Genomic DNA, 17,897 nt, shown 5'->3' with positions numbered 1-17,897 from the left:
ATGAAAGGAAAACTAGACATAACAGTATCTATCGTTCTTTATAACGAAAATATTGAGGAGTTAACAAAAACCGTTAATTGCTTTCTAAATATTTCTTTAAATAAAAAACTTTACTTGATAGATAATACACCTAAGAAGAAATTTCAAAACGTTTTTAAGAACGAAGAAATCTCTTATATAGCTACTGGTAAAAATATTGGTTTTGGTGCTGGGCATAATGTTGTAATAAATAAGATAAAAGAAGTTTCTAATTATCACCTTATTTTAAATCCCGATGTTTTTTTTAAGCCAGATGTAATACCCAGCTTAATTAAAGAATTAGAGAGCAAAAAAGAATTGGCAATGATTGCTCCAAAAGTATTATTTCCAGATGGCAAACATCAATATTCTTGTAGAAGATATCCATTAATTTCGGAACTTTTGGCAAGAAGATTTATTTTCTTAAAACCTCTTTTTAAAGAAGCAATTTTCAAAGGAACTTATAGAGATAAAGATTTAAATAAACCTTTTTTTGCAGAATATATAACAGGATGTTTTCATTTATATAAAACTAGAGATTTTATAAAATTAAATGGTTTCGACGAACGTTATTTCTTGTATATGGAAGATGTAGATATTTGTAAAAAAATAGATGTTTTAGGAAAGAAAAAAATGTATTTTCCAAGTATAGAAATAACACATGTTCTTAAACAAGGCTCTTCAAAAAATATTAGTCTGTTTTTAAGACACACTTCCTCTGCAATAAAATACTTTTCCAAATGGGGAATTTAGCCTTAAAAACTATTTTCTATATTTAATAACTCTACAAAATGTCTTTCTTGCAAAAGCGGAAATAACAATTATTTCAAATATATTTGCACTCCAAACAACACAACAAAAAAATGAACATTCTTATTTTAGGCTCAGGAGGAAGAGAACATGCATTTGCATTAAAATTATCGGAAAGTAATAAAGTAGATCAGCTTTTTGTAGCACCAGGAAATGCAGGTACAGACAAAGTTGCAACAAACCTAGCAATTAGTCCTACAGATTTCCCAGCAATAAAACAAACAGTTTTACAGAACGATATAAAAATGGTAGTTGTTGGGCCAGAAGCACCTTTGGTAAATGGGGTTCACGATTTTTTTCTTGCTGATAATGAGTTGAAAAACATTCCAGTAATTGGTCCTAAAAAAGATGGAGCATTGTTAGAAGGAAGTAAAGATTTTTCGAAGCAGTTCATGGAAAAACATGGCATTCCTACAGCAAAATATAAATCGTTCACAAAAGATAATTTAGAAGAAGGCTATACTTTTTTAGAAACTTTAGAAGCACCATATGTTTTAAAAGCAGATGGATTGGCAGCTGGTAAAGGAGTTTTAATTCTGTTTTCTTTAGATGAAGCAAAAACGGAATTAAAAGAAATGGTTACCAATCAGAAATTCGGAGAAGCATCATCTACAGTTGTTATCGAAGAATTTTTAAAAGGAATAGAATTGTCGGTTTTCGTTTTAACAGACGGAAAAAACTATAAAATTTTACCTTCAGCAAAAGATTACAAAAGAATTGGAGAAGGAGATACAGGTTTAAATACGGGTGGAATGGGTGCCATTTCTCCAGTACCATTTGCAGACGATGCATTCTTAGATAAAGTAGAAGAATTGGTCGTAAAACCAACAATAAATGGCTTGCAAAAAGACGGAATAGATTACAGAGGTTTTATCTTTATTGGTTTAATGAACGATAATGGAAACCCATCTGTAGTAGAATATAATGTTAGAATGGGAGATCCAGAAACAGAAGTTGTTTTGCCAAGAATAGAATCCGATTTATTTGATTTATTTGATGGTGTTGCTAAACAAAATTTAGAAGAGAAACTGTTTCATGTAACTTCAAAAACAGCGACTACTGTAATGTTGGTTTCTGGTGGATATCCAGAAAGTTATGAAAAAAATAAAGAAATTACTGGTTTAGAAAACGTAAAAGAATCTACCGTTTTTCATGCTGGAACCACTTTAAAAGATAATAAAGTAGTTACAAGTGGAGGTAGAGTTATGGCAATTACCTCTTTTGGAGATACTATTGAAGAAGCTTTAGCAAAATCTTATAGAAGTATCGAAGAAATTAGTTTCGATAAAATGAATTTTAGAAAAGATATTGGTTTCGACTTAATATAAAAAGTCCTTGCGAGTTACGAAGCAATCTATTTATCGAATTTATCTAAAATTATTGATAAAAATCTTGCTGAAAAGAAATCCCAAAAAATTAAAGATTTCTATTTTCTAAGAATGACAAATAAAAAAAAAATAATTGTTGCGCCATTAAATTGGGGTCTAGGACATGCTTCGCGATGTGTGCCAATTATTAATGCATTATTAGAAAATAATTTTACACCAATAATCGCATCAGATGGAAAAGCTTTAGGGTTTTTACAACAAGAATTCCCTTCTTTAGAAACTTTAAAATTATCTTCCTATAAAATTAAATACGGAAAAAATTTAAAGAAGAATTTATTTCTTCAACTTCCAAGAATTTTTAGAGCAATCCAGTTAGAGAAAAAAATAATTCAACTTTATATTGATAAAAATACTGATGTTGTTGGCATTATTTCCGATAATCGTTTTGGAGTAAGAAGCAAAAAAGTAACTTCTATTTACATTACGCACCAGATTAATATTCTATCGAATGTTACCACTTTTTTTACCAGTAAAATTCATCAAAAAATAATAAAAAGGTTTGATGAATGCTGGGTTCCTGACAATCTAAATTCAGAATTTTCAGGAAAATTATCAACTTCCAAAAGAAATGTGAATCAAAAATTTATTGGTGTTTTAAGCCGATTCAAAAAACTAGAAACATCTAAAAATATAGATGTTTTAGTCTTGCTTTCTGGCCCAGAACCCAACAGAACATATTTGGAAGAAAGATTAATTTCAGCATTTAATAACGATAAAAGAAAAATAGTTTTTGTCTTAGGGAAAGTAGAGAAAATTCAAAAAAAATGGACGAATAATAATTGTACTTTTTATAATTATGCACTATCAGAAGAACTAAATAAATTATTAAATTCAAGTAGAGTTGTTGTTTGTAGATCTGGTTATTCTTCGGTAATAGATTTAGCAGTTTTAAATAAAAAGGCTTTTTTAATTCCGACTAAAAACCAGCCAGAGCAGGAATATTTAGCGAGATATTTAAAATCTAAAAAGCTAGCTCCTTTTTGTGAGGAACATTTATTTACTTCAGAAAGATTGGTTGAAACAGAAAATTATAGTGGCTTAAAATCAGAAGAAACTAAAATAAACCAGGATTTATATCGCCTTTTCCATCGTAAAAGAAAACTCTGAGCCTTCACCATAAGTACTCTTTAAAAAAATGGTTTGGTCATGTGCTTCCACAATATGTTTTACGATAGATAAACCCAATCCAGAACCTCCTTGTTCACGAGATCTACTTTGGTCTACTCTGTAAAAGCGTTCGAATAAACGAGGTAAATGTTGTTGTTTAATTCCTTCACCATTATCTGCAACTCGAACTACATATTTACTTTTATTATAGCTATCTATTGCTATAACTGTAGTTCCATTTGGTTTTCCGTATTTTATAGAATTTACTACCAAATTAATTAATACTTGCTCAATTTTTTCGACATCACCTTTTACAAAAACAGGAAACTCGTAAACACGATCGAATTTTAGAGTAATATTTCTCTTTTTGGCTTTCATTTCGAATAAATCGAATACATTTTGTATCAATTCTAAGATATTTAAAACCTCAATATTTATTTTTAAACCATCTGTTTCTAACTTGGCAATCATATCCAAATCTTTGGTTACTGCAACCAATCTTTCTACACCTTTGTTGGCTCTTTCTAAGTATTTTTTTCTTATTTCTTTGTCATTTCCTGCACCTTCTAAAAGTGTTAGAATATAACCTTGTACCGTAAAAAGTGGTGTTTTTAATTCGTGAGCAACGTTTCCTAAAAAATCTCTTCTAAAAGAATCTCTTTCTGTTAAGTTTTTTATTTCCATACGTTTACCTTCCACAAATTTTTGCATCCTTTTGGAAAGTTTATCAATATCTGTGGTTACAGAATCTCTTCGTAAATCTTTTACATCTAAAATAGAAACGTCTTCGTAAATCTTTTTTAAACGTCTATAAATAAAATGTTCTGCTCTATATTGTATAATAAAAAAAGAGATGATAAAAAGCACAATAATAGAAATTATTACAGCTCCTATTCCTAAATGCTTAACTATAACGAAATAAGAAATTGTTGCAACAATAACCGAAAGCAATGTTAAATATACTGCAGACCAAAGTGCATATGAGTAAGTTCTTTTAAATTTCATTCAAAGAAGTTTATTTATCAGCTCCTTCTAAAACAAATTTATAACCAACGCCTTTAACCGTTTTAAAATGATCATCACCAATTTTTTCTCGAAGTTTTCTAATATGAACATCAATAGTTCTTCCACCAACAACAACTTCATTTCCCCAAACTGTATCTAAAATTACTTCACGTTTAAAAACTTTTCCAGGTTTAGATGTTAGTAAAGAAAAAAGTTCAAATTCTTTTCTTGGTAAAGAAATTCTTGTTCCGGCTTTGTAAACTACGTATTCGTCTCTATCGATTACAATATCGCCGATAGTAAAAGTTTCATCACTTTCGCTTTCATTTTTAAGTCTTCTAAGTAAAGACTTTACTTTACTTACTAAGACTTTTGGTTTAATTGGCTTGGTAATATAGTCGTCTGCACCAGCTTCAAAACCAGCAACCTGAGAATAATCTTCGCCTCTTGCAGTTAAAAAAGAAATAATTACATTTTCTAAAGAACTAATTTTTCTAATTTTTTCACAAGCCTCAATACCATCCATTTCTGGCATCATTATATCTAACAAAATCAAATGAGGATTGTTTTTTTTGGCAGATTTTATGGCTTCTTGTCCATTACTTGCTGTAAAAACTTGATAGCCTTCGTTTCTAAGGTTATAACCAACTATTTCTATAATATCTGGTTCGTCGTCTACCAATAAAATTTTTATATCGCTACTGTTCATACCTTAAATTGAAATCAATTAGTCTCAAAAATAGCTATAATTATTAAACTATAAACATTCTTAACATACATTTAATCTAAAAAGACTTATATATAACATTGCCTTAACTAATAAAATACTAAAAAACTCGTAAAACAGTTATTAACTGATAATTAGATTGTTAATAATTTAGTAACAAAATAATTCACATAAAATTGTATATTTACGCATCAAATTATTTAAACCTTTACTTATGAAAAAAAATTACTTATTTACTTTTATTTTAACGCTTTGCTTTAGTCTTTTATCTTTAGGGCAGGGTGCAGAACCATTTACAAATTCAAATGCAACAACTTCGTATGCTGATAATAGCTTTGTTGGAGAAGGTGGAATAACTTGGTCTTATGTTGCTTCAAGAGACGATGCTGGGACTGCAGGGGTTACTGCACCTGCATTAATGTTAAGAAGAAGTTCTGACGATAGTAAGATTACTTCTAGTGCTATCTCTGGTGGAATTGGAGATTTTTCAGTTAAACTTTATAAAGGATTTACTGGTGGTGGAAACAGGCAAGTAGAACTGTTTATTAATGGAGTTTCTAAAGGAACATCTATAGCTTTTGATGATACAGATGAACATATTTTTACTGTCCCTGGAATAAATGTAACTGGAAACGTTGTTATTGAAATAAAGAATATAACGTCAAAACAAGTTATTTTAGACGATATTACTTGGACTGCTCCAAGTTCTGATCCAACAATAGCAATAACTAATCCATCTGAAAATCAGGTTTTTTCTGGATCTACTACAGAAGTTCCAATAACTTTGTCTATTTCAAACTTTAACCTTTCAGGAGATAATGGTTCAGAAATGAGCGATAATACTGGAGATGGTTATATTAAAGGAACACTTCAGGCTTCAGGCGAGGCTCCTGGTACTAAGAATATATTTACTACTACTCCAGAATCTGCAACAGTAGAGGCTGGTAAATCTTACACTATTACTGCTGAATTGGTTGATAATAGTGGAGCTTCTTTATCTCCTAAAGTAGAGGCTATAGTTTCTTTTTCTGTGGACTTTCCTTGTGATATTATGTTAGATAATTATACAAGTACGTGCGTTGCAGAAACAGCAGGTGTTGATACTTATGATGTTTCAATTCCATTTACTGGAGGTAATACATCAACCTATACTTTAACAGCAGATTCTGGAACCATTGGTGGAGATAATCCATCTACTAGTGCTTCTGGTACTATAACTATTTCTGGTATTGCAGAAGGTACAGATGTTGCTTTCACACTTAAAGGAGACGTTGCTAATAGTAACTGTGATTTAACAAGAAATATTTCTAGCCCAACTTGTATCGCTTTTCCGGTAATTGAAGATTTTGATTACGCTGATGGAGCAATTTTAGGAGACGAATCAGCTTGGACAAAGTTAAATTCTGGTGATGATATGTTAGTTGCAACTGGGAATTTAGATTACACAGGTTTAAAAGCTTCAACAGGTAATTTACTTAAGTTTGATGAATCTGGCTCAGAAACTTACACATCATTTAAAGATATAAATTCAGGTACAGTTTATGCGTCTTTTTTATTAAAAGTTACAGCATTTCAAACGAATACTGCTCCAGATTTAACTGATGGAGGTTATATAGCAGCCTTAGCAGGTAGTACAAGTGGTTATGATGCAAGATTCTGGGTAAGACCAAATCCAGGAACAGGAACTGGTGAAACAACTTTTGATATTGGATATGGTACAGAAAGCTCTAACCCAACATTTACTTCTGGTACTTATGAGTTAAATGAGGTTATTTTTGTTGTAATGGCTTATGACATGGATAATGCAATGGTTAGTACATGGATTAACCCAGCTGCTTCTTCTTTTGAAGGTACAACTCCAGCAGCTACACTTTCATCAACAGATTCTAACCCACCAGCTTCAATTAATCTTTTTGTATTAAGACAAGATTCAAATAGTGAAACACCATTTATTGAAATAGATGCTTTAAGAATTTCTAACTCTTGGGCAGAAGTTACACCAAAAGAAGGTACAGCATCTGTAAGTAGAAATGAGATAGAAGGTTTTACAACTTACCCAAATCCAATTACTAATAACGAGTTTACAATTACTTCTAGTAATTCAAGTAAGAAGCAAGTCGCTATTTTTAATGTTTTAGGTAAAAATGTATTATCATCTAGTTTTACAGGAACAAAATCTACTTTAGATGTTTCTACAATTAGCTCAGGAATTTATATTTTAAAAGTTACTGAAGAAGGAAAAACAGCAACTAAAAAATTGGTAATTAGATAATTTTCTAATTGTTTTTTTAATAAAAAAGCTCCGAATTTTCGGAGCTTTTTTATTTTCAGTATCTTTAGAGTAGAAAAAAGAGAAAGATGAATTTAAAAGTAAAATTGAATAATATCTTATTTTTAGATATTGAAACTGTTCCACAAGAAGAACATTGGAGCTCTGTATCTAAAGAAATGCAAACACTTTTCGAGAAGAAAACACAATACCAAAGAAAAGAAGAATTTACTGCCGAAGAATTTTATGAAAGAGCAGGTATTTGGGCAGAATTCGGAAAAATAATATGTATTTCTGCTGGTTATTTTGTAGAGGTTGAAGGAAGGAATCAATTGAGAATTACCTCTTTTTTTGGTGATGATGAGCATAAAATTCTTGTAGATTTTAAAAATCTTTTAAACAAACATTTTTCGAAAGCTTCTAACGTTTTGTGTGCACACAATGGAAAAGAATTCGATTTTCCTTTTATCGCCAGAAGAATGATTGTCCACCAAATAGAACTCCCCAAAAAGCTAAATTTATTTGGTAAAAAACCATGGGAAGTACCTCATTTAGATACCTTAGAATTGTGGAAATTTGGCGATTATAAACATTATACTTCTTTAAAATTACTAACTTCCATTTTAGGAATTCCTTCACCAAAAGACGATATTGATGGTAGTGAAGTTGCAGGCGTTTATTACAAAGAAAAAAACATCGAACGAATTGTTACCTATTGCGAAAAAGATACCATTGCTGTAGCACAAGTTTTACTGCGTTTTAATAACGAAAACTTATTAGAAGCAAAAGATATTATAAGTGTAAATTAATGATTCCTTTAATTTCTTAAAGGAGAAAATACTCTGCTGTAAAAACTCAGTTCTAGAAAACTCTGAGAAACTTCGTGAAATACTTCCTTGAATTTCTGTGTAACTATTCATAAAAACCTTTGAAATCCGTCCATACCAGAAAAATTCTTTGTGAATCTCTGTGAAATAAAAACCTAATCTTCCAATAACATAGAAAGCTCTAACCAACGCTCTTCTTTCTGTTCTAGAGCATTAATAATTTCTTGTAATTCTTCAGATTTCTTTGCGATATCATCTGGCTCTATTTCTACATTCAAAAACTGATTTTCAATCGTTGCTTTTCTTTTTTGAAGTCTTTCTATTTCTACTTCTAAACCACCAAACTCTCTTTTTTCATTAAAACTTAAGCCTGATTTCGTTGCTTTTTTTTCTACCTTTTTCTCAACAGGTTTTTCAGCAATTACTTTTACACTTTCATTATTACTAGAACTATCATACGCTCTAAAATCGGAATAATTTCCAGGGAAATTTTCGACAACACCTTCGCCTCTAAAAACGAAAAGTGCGTCTACAATTTTATCCATAAAATAACGGTCGTGAGAAACCACCAATAAGTTTCCTGGAAAATCTAATAAGAAATTTTCTAAAACATTTAACGTAACAACATCCAAATCGTTTGTGGGCTCATCTAAAATTAAAAAATTTGGATTCTGAATTAAAACAGCACACAAATACAAACGCTTTTGTTCTCCTCCAGAAAGTTTTTCAACAAAATCGTATTGTTTCTTTTTATCAAACAGAAAACGTTCTAATAATTGTGATGCAGAAATTTTTCTTCCTTTAGAAAGTGGAATAAATTCTCCAAATTCTTTTACAACCTCAATTACTTTTTGTCCTTCTTTAATTTCGATACCAGCTTGTGTGTAATAACCGAATTTTACAGTTTCACCCAAAACAACTTTTCCACCATCTAATGGTGCTTTTTCTGTAATAATATTTAAAAAGGACGATTTTCCTGTTCCGTTTTTACCAATAATTCCAACACGTTCTCCACGTTTAAAAACATAATCGAAACCATCTAAAATTTTCTTGTTTCCAAAAGATTTGTACACTTTATGAAGCTCTAAAATTTTGCTTCCCAAACGTTCCATATTTATTTCTAACTGAACTTGATGGTCTTTTCTGCGTTGGTGTGCTTTTTCTTTAATTTGATAAAAATCGTCTGTTCTCGATTTCGACTTTGTGGTTCTTGCTTTTGGTTGCTTTCGCATCCAATCTAATTCTTTTTTAAACAAGCTTTTCGCTTTGCTTAAATTGGTAGCTTCTAAAGCCAAACGCTCTTCTTTATTTTGAAGGTAATAAGAGTAATTTCCTTTGTATTTATAGATTTTACCTTCATCTAGTTCTAAAATTTCGTTACAAACACGTTCTAAAAAATAACGGTCGTGAGTAACCATAAATAAGGTAATTTTCTCTTTGGCGAAAAAAGCTTCCAACCATTCTATCATCTCTAAATCTAAATGATTGGTTGGTTCATCTAAAATTAATAAATCTGGTTTGTTAATTAGAACAATTGCCAAGCTAAGTCTTTTTCTTTGTCCACCAGAAAGTTTACCTACTTTTAACGATAAATCTTCTAATTTTAATTTCGATAAAATTTGACGGTATTGTGTCTCAAAATCCCAAGCATTAAATTGCTCCATTTGCTCAAATGCAGTTTGGTATGCATCTGTATCATCCAAGTTTTTTAAAGCTTTTTCATATTGATTTACAATAGAAAGAATCTTGTTATCTGTCGCGAAAATGGTTTCTTCGATGGTTAGGTTTTTATCCAACTCATCATTTTGAGCTAAATAAGCAATAGAAATATCTTTACGGGTTACTATTTGTCCAGTATCTGGTACATCTAAACCAGCAATAATATTTAATATAGAGGTTTTACCACTTCCATTTTTTGCAACAAAAGCAACTTTTTGATCTTTATTAATTCCAAAAGAAATGTCTTCAAACAAAACACGCTCTCCATAGGATTTAGAGATATTTTCTACTGATAAATAGTTCATTAATCTTCTTTTTTGCAAAGAAACGAAAAAACGATGGCGTTCAGTTGGGTTTATCTATCAATTATTTTTTAAGAAACATATTTATCAATAAAAAGTTCTATAAACGAGAAAACCCAAGATAAATCTTGGGTTTTTTTCTGTTCATTTAACATTTAGGGGTCTGCTTGTAGGGGATGCAAAATTAAATGACACTATGATGTTGTAAATATATATCTTATAGAAGTACTTGTCAATCCCTGAATACCGTATATTTTTCGCATCCCTGAGCTCAGGGATACGCATCCCTGAGCTCAGGGATAGTCGAAAAATCTATATAGCAAAAAAACCAGTCTGAGATTGGTTTTTTTAAACTTAAAATAAAATTCAAAAAGATTATTATATTATTTATTTATCGTCGAAACTTTTTGTTTCAATTGAGAATTCATTCGAATAAACGCTTTTTTGTAATAAAATGAATTGTTCTTTTGAGCAATTTAATGGTTAAATTATTTTTTACAACTTAGAACTTTAAGAAGTTTATTTTTCTCTAAATCATCTCTAATAATGAAGTTTTATACTTTCAGTATCTCTATAGAAATAGTATATTGCAAACCTATTAATAGTAAAAAAAGGAAATGAAAATAATTGTTCCAATGGCAGGCATTGGTTCTCGTTTGAGACCACATACACTAACAGTACCAAAACCTTTAACAGTAATTGCAGGGAAACCAATTGTGCAACGTTTGGTGGAAGATATTTCTTCTGTAATAGATGAAAAAATAGATGAAATTGCATTTATAATTGGCCCAGCTAAAAAAGGATTTCCAGCAGAAACGGAACAAAATTTATTAAAAATAGCAAAAGAACTAGGAGCAAAAGGTTCTGTTTATGTGCAAGAGGAAGCTTTAGGAACTGCACACGCTTTGTATTGTGCAAAAGATTCTTTATCTGGGCCTTGTGTTGTGGCTTATGCAGATACTTTATTTAAAGCAAACTTTACTTTAGATGCAAATGCAGATGGAGCAATTTGGGTAAAACAAGTGGAAGATCCAAGTGCTTTTGGTGTTGTAAAGTTAGAAGATGGTTTTATTGCAGATTTTATAGAAAAACCAAAGGAATTTGTTTCAGACTTAGCCATTATTGGTATTTATTACTTTAAAGATGGAGATAGAGTAAGAGAAGAAATTCAATATTTAATAGACAATGATTTAAGAGAAAATAACGAATATCAATTAACCAATGTTTTAGAAACATTAAAACAAGATGGTGCAAAGTTTATTCCTGGAACTGTAGATGCTTGGATGGATTGTGGTAAAAAAGACCCAACAGTAGATACAAACAAGCAAGTTTTAGATTTCGAGCAAGAAGCAGGTAATAATTTGGTTTCCGAAGACGTTATATTAGAGAATTCCGAAATTATACAACCTTGTTATATTGGCAAAAATGTGGTTTTAAAAGATAGTAAAATTGGACCTCATGTTTCTATTGGCGATAATGGAATTGTATTAAATTCTATCATTTCAAACTCATTAATACAATCTAATGTAGCAATTTCTAATGCAAATTTAAACAAAGCTATGATTGGAAATCATGCAAAATATAATGGTAGATATACTTCAGTAAGTATTGGAGACTATACAGAATTAACTTAATGAAAATAAGAAGTAAAATTATAGAAAAGAAAGAAAAGAGAGCCACTTGTTTAAAGTTTGTGCTCTTTTCTTTGTTATTTATTCTTTTCTCTACTAAAACCTATTCTCAAGACAGTATTCCTGCAGCAAAAGATTTAACAGAAGAAAAAGAGTTACTTTTTCAACAATCTTTTTTTATAGCACTTTCTCAAAAATCTATTGGAAATTACCAAAAAGCAATAGAAAATCTAGAGAACTGTAATCAAATTTTGCCTAATAATTTAACGGTTTTTTTTGAGTTTTCTAAAAATTATTTACGCCTAAACAATATTCTTTTGGCTAAAGAATATATTAATAGAGCATTAGATCAAGAACCAGATAATATTTGGATGCTAAAACAATTGGTAAAAATACAAGTTCGAGAAAGAAATTTTCCAGAAGCTATAAAAACGCAACAAAAAATAATCGCTAAATATCCTAGAGAAAGGGAATATTTAGTTCGTTTGTATCTTCAAAATAGAGATAGTAAAAGTGCTGTTTCTTTATTAAATATTTTAGAAAAAGAAGAGGTTCTTTCTGCAAATTTAAAAAGATTAAAAGCAAGCTTAAACAAGAGGAAAGAAGAGCCAAAAGCTCAAAAATTAAATACAAATATCCAAGATTTAGTTTCGAGTTTTAAAACAGATAAATCTTATAAAATTTTAGAAGAAATTTTAAATAAATCGAAAGATAACCCAGAGCGTCTTTTAAAATTTAGCGAAGAAGGTATTGCTCTTTTTCCTGCACAACCTTTTGTGTATTTGGTTAATGGAAAAGCATTAAATATTAAAAAAGAGTATAAAAAAGCTGTTGAAACTTTACAAAATGGTATCGATTTTGTTATTGAAGATGATATGGAAGCAGATTTCTACAAAGAATTATCTACTTCTTATAAAGGATTAGGAAATAAAAAAGACGAGCGAAAGTTTTTAGAAAAATATAAAAAGCTGAAAGGAATATGAGATTTTTAAAATATATATTAATTTGTGTACTTGTTTTCGCTTCGTGTAAAACAAAAAAATATACAATGGGAACTGCAGTTGTAGCCAAAGAAATGTCTGTTAAAAAAGTAGTAAAAAAGCACATTTCTAATAATTTTGATAAAAAAACTATAGACGCAAAATTTAAAGCCAATTTTAATAATGGTAAAATAAACCAGAGTATTTCTGTGTATATGAAGATGGAGAAAGACAAGGTAATTTGGTTGAAAGGAACCAAGTTTATCTCTGTTTTTAAAGCCAAAATTACACCAACCTCTGTTCAGTTTTATTCTCCCTTAGAAAAAAAATATTTCGATGGCGATTTTACAATGTTAGAAGAATTATTAGGAACAGAAATCAATTTTAACCAGCTTCAAAACTTATTTTTAGGTCAGGCTATTTTAGATTTAAAAGAAGAAAAACAAGCAATTGAAATTGTAAATAATTCTTATGTTTTAAATCCGGATGTGCAATCTATTTTATTCGATGCTTTTTTTGATATTCATCCAGGACATTTTAAACTCAATAGCCAATCTATTGTAAATTCTGCAAAAGAACAACGATTAGATATTTTATATCCTTCATACACAGTTGTAGACGAGGTTGTTTTTCCACAAGAAATTAAAATTAAAGCGAAAGATAAAAAGAAGTTTACACAAATAGATTTCGATTTAAAATCTGTGGAATTTAATACAGAAATAAATACTTCTTTTTCAATACCAAATGGGTATAAACGCATAGAGTTATAGTGATAAAAGGAAAACTTCATATCGCATTTTTCGTATTCTTTTTAAGTTGTCTTTCAGTTTTCGGGCAAACTAGAAAAGAGTTAGAACAACAACGTAAAAAACTGAAAAAAGAAATCCAGCAAGTAAATAGTTTGTTGTTTACAGAGCAGAAAAAAGAAAAAAATGCTTTAGAGAACCTAAAAGATATCAACCAGAAAATACAAGTTCGATTAAAATTAATAAACACGATTAATTTAGAATCGAAATTATTGTCTAACGAGATTAAAAAAAATCAAAAAGAATTAGTCAAGTTAGAAAAACAACTTTCCGACCTTAAAAAAGATTATGGAGACATGATTTTTAAATCTTACAAAAGCAAATCGCAGCAAAGTAGAGCGATGTTTTTGTTGTCTTCACAAAATTTTTATCAAGCATACAAACGTTTGGAATACATGAAACAATATGTCTCTTTCAGAAAAAAGCAGGGAGAAGCAATTGAAGATCAAACAAACGTTGTAAAAAAAATGAACGATTCTTTACTGCAACAAAAGCTAGTAAAAGATACCTTAATATTAGCAGAAAAAGAGCAAAAGAATATTATCGAATTAGATAAAAAGAGTCAAGAAAAACTAATTTCTACCATTAAAAAGAAAGAAAATAAATACAAAAGAGATCTAAGAGCTAAAATTCAGGAAGATAAAAAAGTGGCTGCAAAAATCGATAAAATTATTAGAGATGAAATTGCAAAAGCAAATAAAACAGTAAAAAATAAACCAAAATCTTCTAAGAAAAACGAGTTTATATTAAGTCCGGAAGCGAAAGCATTAGCCGCAAAATTCGAGCTAAACAAAGGAAAATTACCTTGGCCAGTAAAAGAGGGTTTAATTACAAGAAAATTCGGACGACAAAAACACCCAACTTTTCCAGGAATTACAATTAATGGAACAGGTTTACATATTGCAACAAAAAACGGAAATAATGCAGAAGCAATATTCAGTGGATTAGTAATGAATATTTTAGTTTCTTCAGAAGGAAGAAAAAACGTTTTAATTAGGCATGGAAACTATATATCTTCATATAATAATTTAAGTAAATTATACGTAAAAAAAGGAGATGCCATTGTTGTTGGGCAAAATATAGGTAAAATCTTTACAGATAAAGTTTCAGGAAAAACAAATCTTATTTTTGCAATTTATAAAAATACAATTCCTTTAAATCCTGCTTCTTGGATTTTAAAAAGATAGGTTTTAGAATAAAAAACTTTTTGTAACTTCACTTTTAGTACCTAAAAATCAATAAAATAAATTTTTTGAAATTATTTATTTTTATTAGATATCTTTGGTATATCAACTATCGTCAATGGAAGAAATTATTTTACAAGAAAAAAACACAATAGCAACTTTATTTAATGATAAGCTACTGTCTGCTTTTTTAGGAAAAATTACTGAGCATCATAAAACGATGCAAAAAATAGAGAGTCTTCAAAAAAACCTCGTTGGTAAAACCTATGCAAAAGAAGATAAAACTGCAACAATTGAAGCTTTAGATGTTTATAAGTATGAATTAGAGAATATAATTTCTAATTATTTTTCTTCTTTAAATGTTGATGAAGAGGTTTCATTTAACGATTATTATTCGTCTTTAGATGCACATTTAGAGACTTTAGATACTTCAATAAAAAGAATACAAGACAGAGAACGTTTTTTTGGTTTAGAGACAGATTCTAAAACCCTAAAATTTAGAAAAGGAGTTAAACGTACCTTATTTAATGTTTCGAAACTTCCTTTAAAAACGGCCAATGTTTTTAGAAAAACGAAAAAAGATGTAATTTTTTGGCAACAAGAAGTTCCTTTAAAAAATGCTACAGCCTATTATTTTAAAAGTGAACTCACTAAAAAATTATCTACAGCTGTAGATGCTGTAAATAAAGAGATCTCAGAAATTACCAATACTTATTGGAATGTAGATAATAAAATTGACGAATCTATAGAACTTCTTTTATCAGATAATAAAGAAATGTCTTTTTCTGATGATTTATTAGTTGCTTTAGATAATTTGCCTTCTTTAGAAACTAGAATTGAACATCATAAATTAGCATTCACAGAAATTTTTGAGGCAAATGCTTTAAATTATTCAAATGCATTGTACAAAGCAGATACTTTTGAGCTTTCTGCCAATTTTTTCAACACAAATAAAATTGAAAATTACCAAAAAGAGGTTTTAGAGAAAAGCCAAAAAGATGCTAAACTTTGGCTAAATACCTTTAGTGTTTTAGAAAGTGATTGGGAATTAGATATTGAAATATTTAAAATTTTATTTAGTGTAATTTTTAAATATGATTTTTTAGAAAGGTCTATAAACAAGCGCTCAGAAGTCATTCAAAATGAATTAGAAAATATTAAGACATATTTATCTGAAGTAAAAAGTACCATCTCAAAAGCGAAGACAAAAGCAGACATTAAGAGTACGTTTGTTAGTGAGTTGAAAAATGTAAATAAAAGCTTTAAAAAAATTATTGAAGAAACTTCAATAAGAGTTACAAATTTAGAATTACCATTACAAATTAATCAATTTGAAGAAAATATTTTACAAGTTTTAAAGACACTTTCTACAAAAAGAGCGATTAGTTCAGATATAGATTATAGCACAAAAACAGCTACATCTTCTATCAATTATATATCTCCTTACGAATTGGTAACTTACCAAAGTTGGCCAAGTTTACTCACTACAATTAAACAAGCAAAGGTAGATTTAAATGTAAAAGTTACTTCTTTTATAGACGATATAAATGCGTTGGCTCAAGTAAGTGAATTTAATCTAGAATCTGCATTATCTCTTTTCGAAAATGATACTGATGATAGTATTTCCACAGAAAATTCACCTAAAAAAGTAGCTTTAGAAGGTTTAGAAAGAAGTGAAGACAAAATCGAAGAATTAAAAAATACGTTAGCAGATTTAAATGTTTCCAATGGCGAATTGCTATTGCCAAGCATCCATAAATTTAACAAAAGCATATTAGAATTAACAGATACAGAAAATATTTTAGAAATTAGATTGTCTATTGCAAAAGCAAAATCTATAGAAAAAAGTAAATTACTTAAAGAAAAAGTAATAAATAACGTTAAGAATTTTGTGCCTATTGCTGTAAATTATTCAAAAGATAAGTACACAAAAACAGCAGGTCGTGTTAAAAATCTTTTGATTAGAACAGGTTTATACAAAGAAATCGCAGATGTAAATAGCGATTTATCTGAATTTTTAAAACAAGCAGAAGAAGCTTTAAACGAGTTACCATATGTATATCAACGTTTGTTTCGTTCGGAAACTTTACAAAACGAAGCGTTATTTATTGGAAGAACAGAAGCTTTACAAAATTTAGACAAAGCTTATACCGAATTTGATAAAAACCATTATGCAGCCACAGTAATTGTTGGGGAAAGAGGTTCTGGAAAAACATCTTTAATTCATCATTTTTTGAGTCAACATAAAAAAATGCCAAAAACCATTTTTTTATCATCAAAACAAAATATTAGCGAACCAATTGAGCTTATTGCATTTCTAAAAACCTCTTTTAAAAAAGATTTTGAAACCATAGAAGAGTGGATTGAGTTTTTCAACACAGGAAAAAAGAGAATTATTATTTTAGAAGATCTTCAATATTTATACTTTAGAAAAGTTGGAGGTTTTAATGTGCTTCATTTGTTATCTAATTTAATTGCTTCTACTAAGAAAAATATATTTTGGATTGTTACTTCGTCTAAGTATGCATTTCAATATTTAGATAAATCGATTCAAATATCGGAGCTTTTTGCGTTTCAAATAGAAATGAATGAAATTGATAAACAAACCATAAAAGAAGCCTTAATAAAAAGACATAAAATTAGTGGTTACAATTTATATTTCGAGCAACCACCAGCAGCCTATTTAACCAAAAAGTTTTTAAAATCTCCTGTGGAAATACAGCAAGAAATTTTAAAAGAAGAATTTTTTAGCGACATTAATAAAATTGCACAAAGTAATTTTAGAATTGCTTTTATGTATTGGATTCGTTCCACAGTAAAAGTTTCTGGAAGTACCATTTATATGCGTTCTTTAAAAAGTATAAATACATCGTTTTTAAACAAATTAGCGCCTGTAAAATTGTTATTGCTAAATAGCATTTTATTGCAAGAAAGATTAACCATAGATGATATTGTAACCCTCTCTAGCTTAAATGAGCAACACACTAAAAATATTGTGCACGCATTATATGAAAAAGGTTTGTTAACCATGGAAAATGAAGAGTTTTACACCATAAACATATTTTTATATCGTCAAATTACCTCTTTATTAAAAAGTAAAAATGTGATTCATTAAATAAATACA

The 17,897-nt window shown here is 29.3% G+C and carries 13 protein-coding genes; 10 read left to right on the top strand and 3 right to left on the bottom strand.

Annotated features, from left to right (window positions below):
- The 3 genes from H9I45_RS09900 to H9I45_RS09890 all read left to right on the top strand — a co-directional run bounded on the left by H9I45_RS09900 (position 1) and on the right by H9I45_RS09890 (position 3,323).
- Entirely contained in the window at positions 1 to 771 is a 771-nt protein-coding gene (locus H9I45_RS09900; RefSeq protein ID WP_088352343.1) for a glycosyltransferase, read from the top strand.
- Positions 772 to 881: 110 nt separating this feature from the next.
- Entirely contained in the window at positions 882 to 2,156 is a 1,275-nt protein-coding gene (purD, locus tag H9I45_RS09895; RefSeq protein ID WP_088352342.1) for a phosphoribosylamine--glycine ligase, read from the top strand.
- A gap of 111 nt (positions 2,157 to 2,267) precedes the next feature.
- Positions 2,268 to 3,323: a glycosyltransferase gene (locus H9I45_RS09890; protein ID WP_088352341.1), complete on the top strand. Its 1,056-nt coding sequence runs from the start codon at positions 2,268 to 2,270 to the stop codon at positions 3,321 to 3,323.
- Here the strand turns inward: H9I45_RS09890 and H9I45_RS09885 are convergent.
- Together H9I45_RS09885 and H9I45_RS09880 are read right to left on the bottom strand one after the other, a co-directional pair.
- Positions 3,288 to 4,328, bottom strand: a complete 1,041-nt coding sequence (locus H9I45_RS09885; protein WP_088352340.1) for a sensor histidine kinase — start codon at positions 4,326 to 4,328, stop codon at positions 3,288 to 3,290. The genes H9I45_RS09890 and H9I45_RS09885 overlap by 36 nt on opposite strands.
- A gap of 10 nt (positions 4,329 to 4,338) precedes the next feature.
- Entirely contained in the window at positions 4,339 to 5,037 is a 699-nt protein-coding gene (locus H9I45_RS09880) for a response regulator transcription factor (RefSeq protein WP_088352339.1), read from the bottom strand.
- Between the two features lie 232 nt (positions 5,038 to 5,269).
- On the opposite strand from H9I45_RS09880, the gene H9I45_RS09875 reads away from it, so the two are divergent.
- Positions 5,270 to 7,327 carry a T9SS type A sorting domain-containing protein gene (locus tag H9I45_RS09875; RefSeq protein ID WP_088352338.1) on the top strand — a complete coding sequence of 686 codons (2,058 nt, stop codon included), beginning with the start codon at positions 5,270 to 5,272 and terminating at the stop codon, positions 7,325 to 7,327.
- 86 nt (positions 7,328 to 7,413) lie between these two features.
- Positions 7,414 to 8,133, top strand: coding sequence for a 3'-5' exonuclease (locus H9I45_RS09870; protein WP_088352337.1), 720 nt, complete (start codon positions 7,414 to 7,416; stop codon positions 8,131 to 8,133).
- A gap of 173 nt (positions 8,134 to 8,306) precedes the next feature.
- Here the strand turns inward: H9I45_RS09870 and H9I45_RS09865 are convergent, their stop codons facing one another.
- Positions 8,307 to 10,175 (bottom strand): ABC-F family ATP-binding cassette domain-containing protein, encoded by a 1,869-nt coding sequence (locus tag H9I45_RS09865; protein ID WP_088352336.1) that lies wholly within the window; start codon positions 10,173 to 10,175, stop codon positions 8,307 to 8,309.
- 614 nt (positions 10,176 to 10,789) lie between these two features.
- Between H9I45_RS09865 and H9I45_RS09860 the strand changes: the two genes are divergently transcribed.
- The 5 genes from H9I45_RS09860 (at position 10,790) to H9I45_RS09840 (ending at position 17,888) form a co-directional block, all read left to right on the top strand.
- Positions 10,790 to 11,806: a sugar phosphate nucleotidyltransferase gene (locus H9I45_RS09860; protein WP_088352335.1), complete on the top strand. Its 1,017-nt coding sequence runs from the start codon at positions 10,790 to 10,792 to the stop codon at positions 11,804 to 11,806.
- The gene (locus H9I45_RS09855; RefSeq protein ID WP_088352334.1) at positions 11,806 to 12,786 is read left to right on the top strand and encodes a tetratricopeptide repeat protein; all 981 of its coding nucleotides are present in this window, start codon (positions 11,806 to 11,808) and stop codon (positions 12,784 to 12,786) included. The genes H9I45_RS09860 and H9I45_RS09855 overlap by 1 nt, the downstream gene beginning before the upstream one ends.
- A gap of 65 nt (positions 12,787 to 12,851) precedes the next feature.
- A complete protein-coding gene (gene lolB1, locus H9I45_RS09850; RefSeq protein WP_228454843.1) occupies positions 12,852 to 13,553 on the top strand; it encodes a lipoprotein insertase outer membrane protein LolB1 in 702 nt (233 codons plus the stop codon).
- On the top strand, positions 13,553 to 14,776 hold the full coding sequence (locus tag H9I45_RS09845) for a murein hydrolase activator EnvC family protein (RefSeq protein WP_088352332.1): 1,224 nt from the start codon (positions 13,553 to 13,555) through the stop codon (positions 14,774 to 14,776). The genes lolB1 and H9I45_RS09845 overlap by 1 nt, the downstream gene beginning before the upstream one ends.
- 115 nt (positions 14,777 to 14,891) lie before the next feature.
- A complete protein-coding gene (locus H9I45_RS09840) occupies positions 14,892 to 17,888 on the top strand; it encodes an ATP-binding protein (RefSeq protein ID WP_088352331.1) in 2,997 nt (998 codons plus the stop codon).
- The last annotated feature ends 9 nt before the right edge of the window (positions 17,889 to 17,897 follow it).

The organism is Polaribacter haliotis, assembly GCF_014784055.1.
Classification (GTDB): Bacteria; Bacteroidota; Bacteroidia; order Flavobacteriales; family Flavobacteriaceae; genus Polaribacter; species Polaribacter haliotis.
This window is presented reverse-complemented; position numbering and strand designations above follow the sequence as displayed.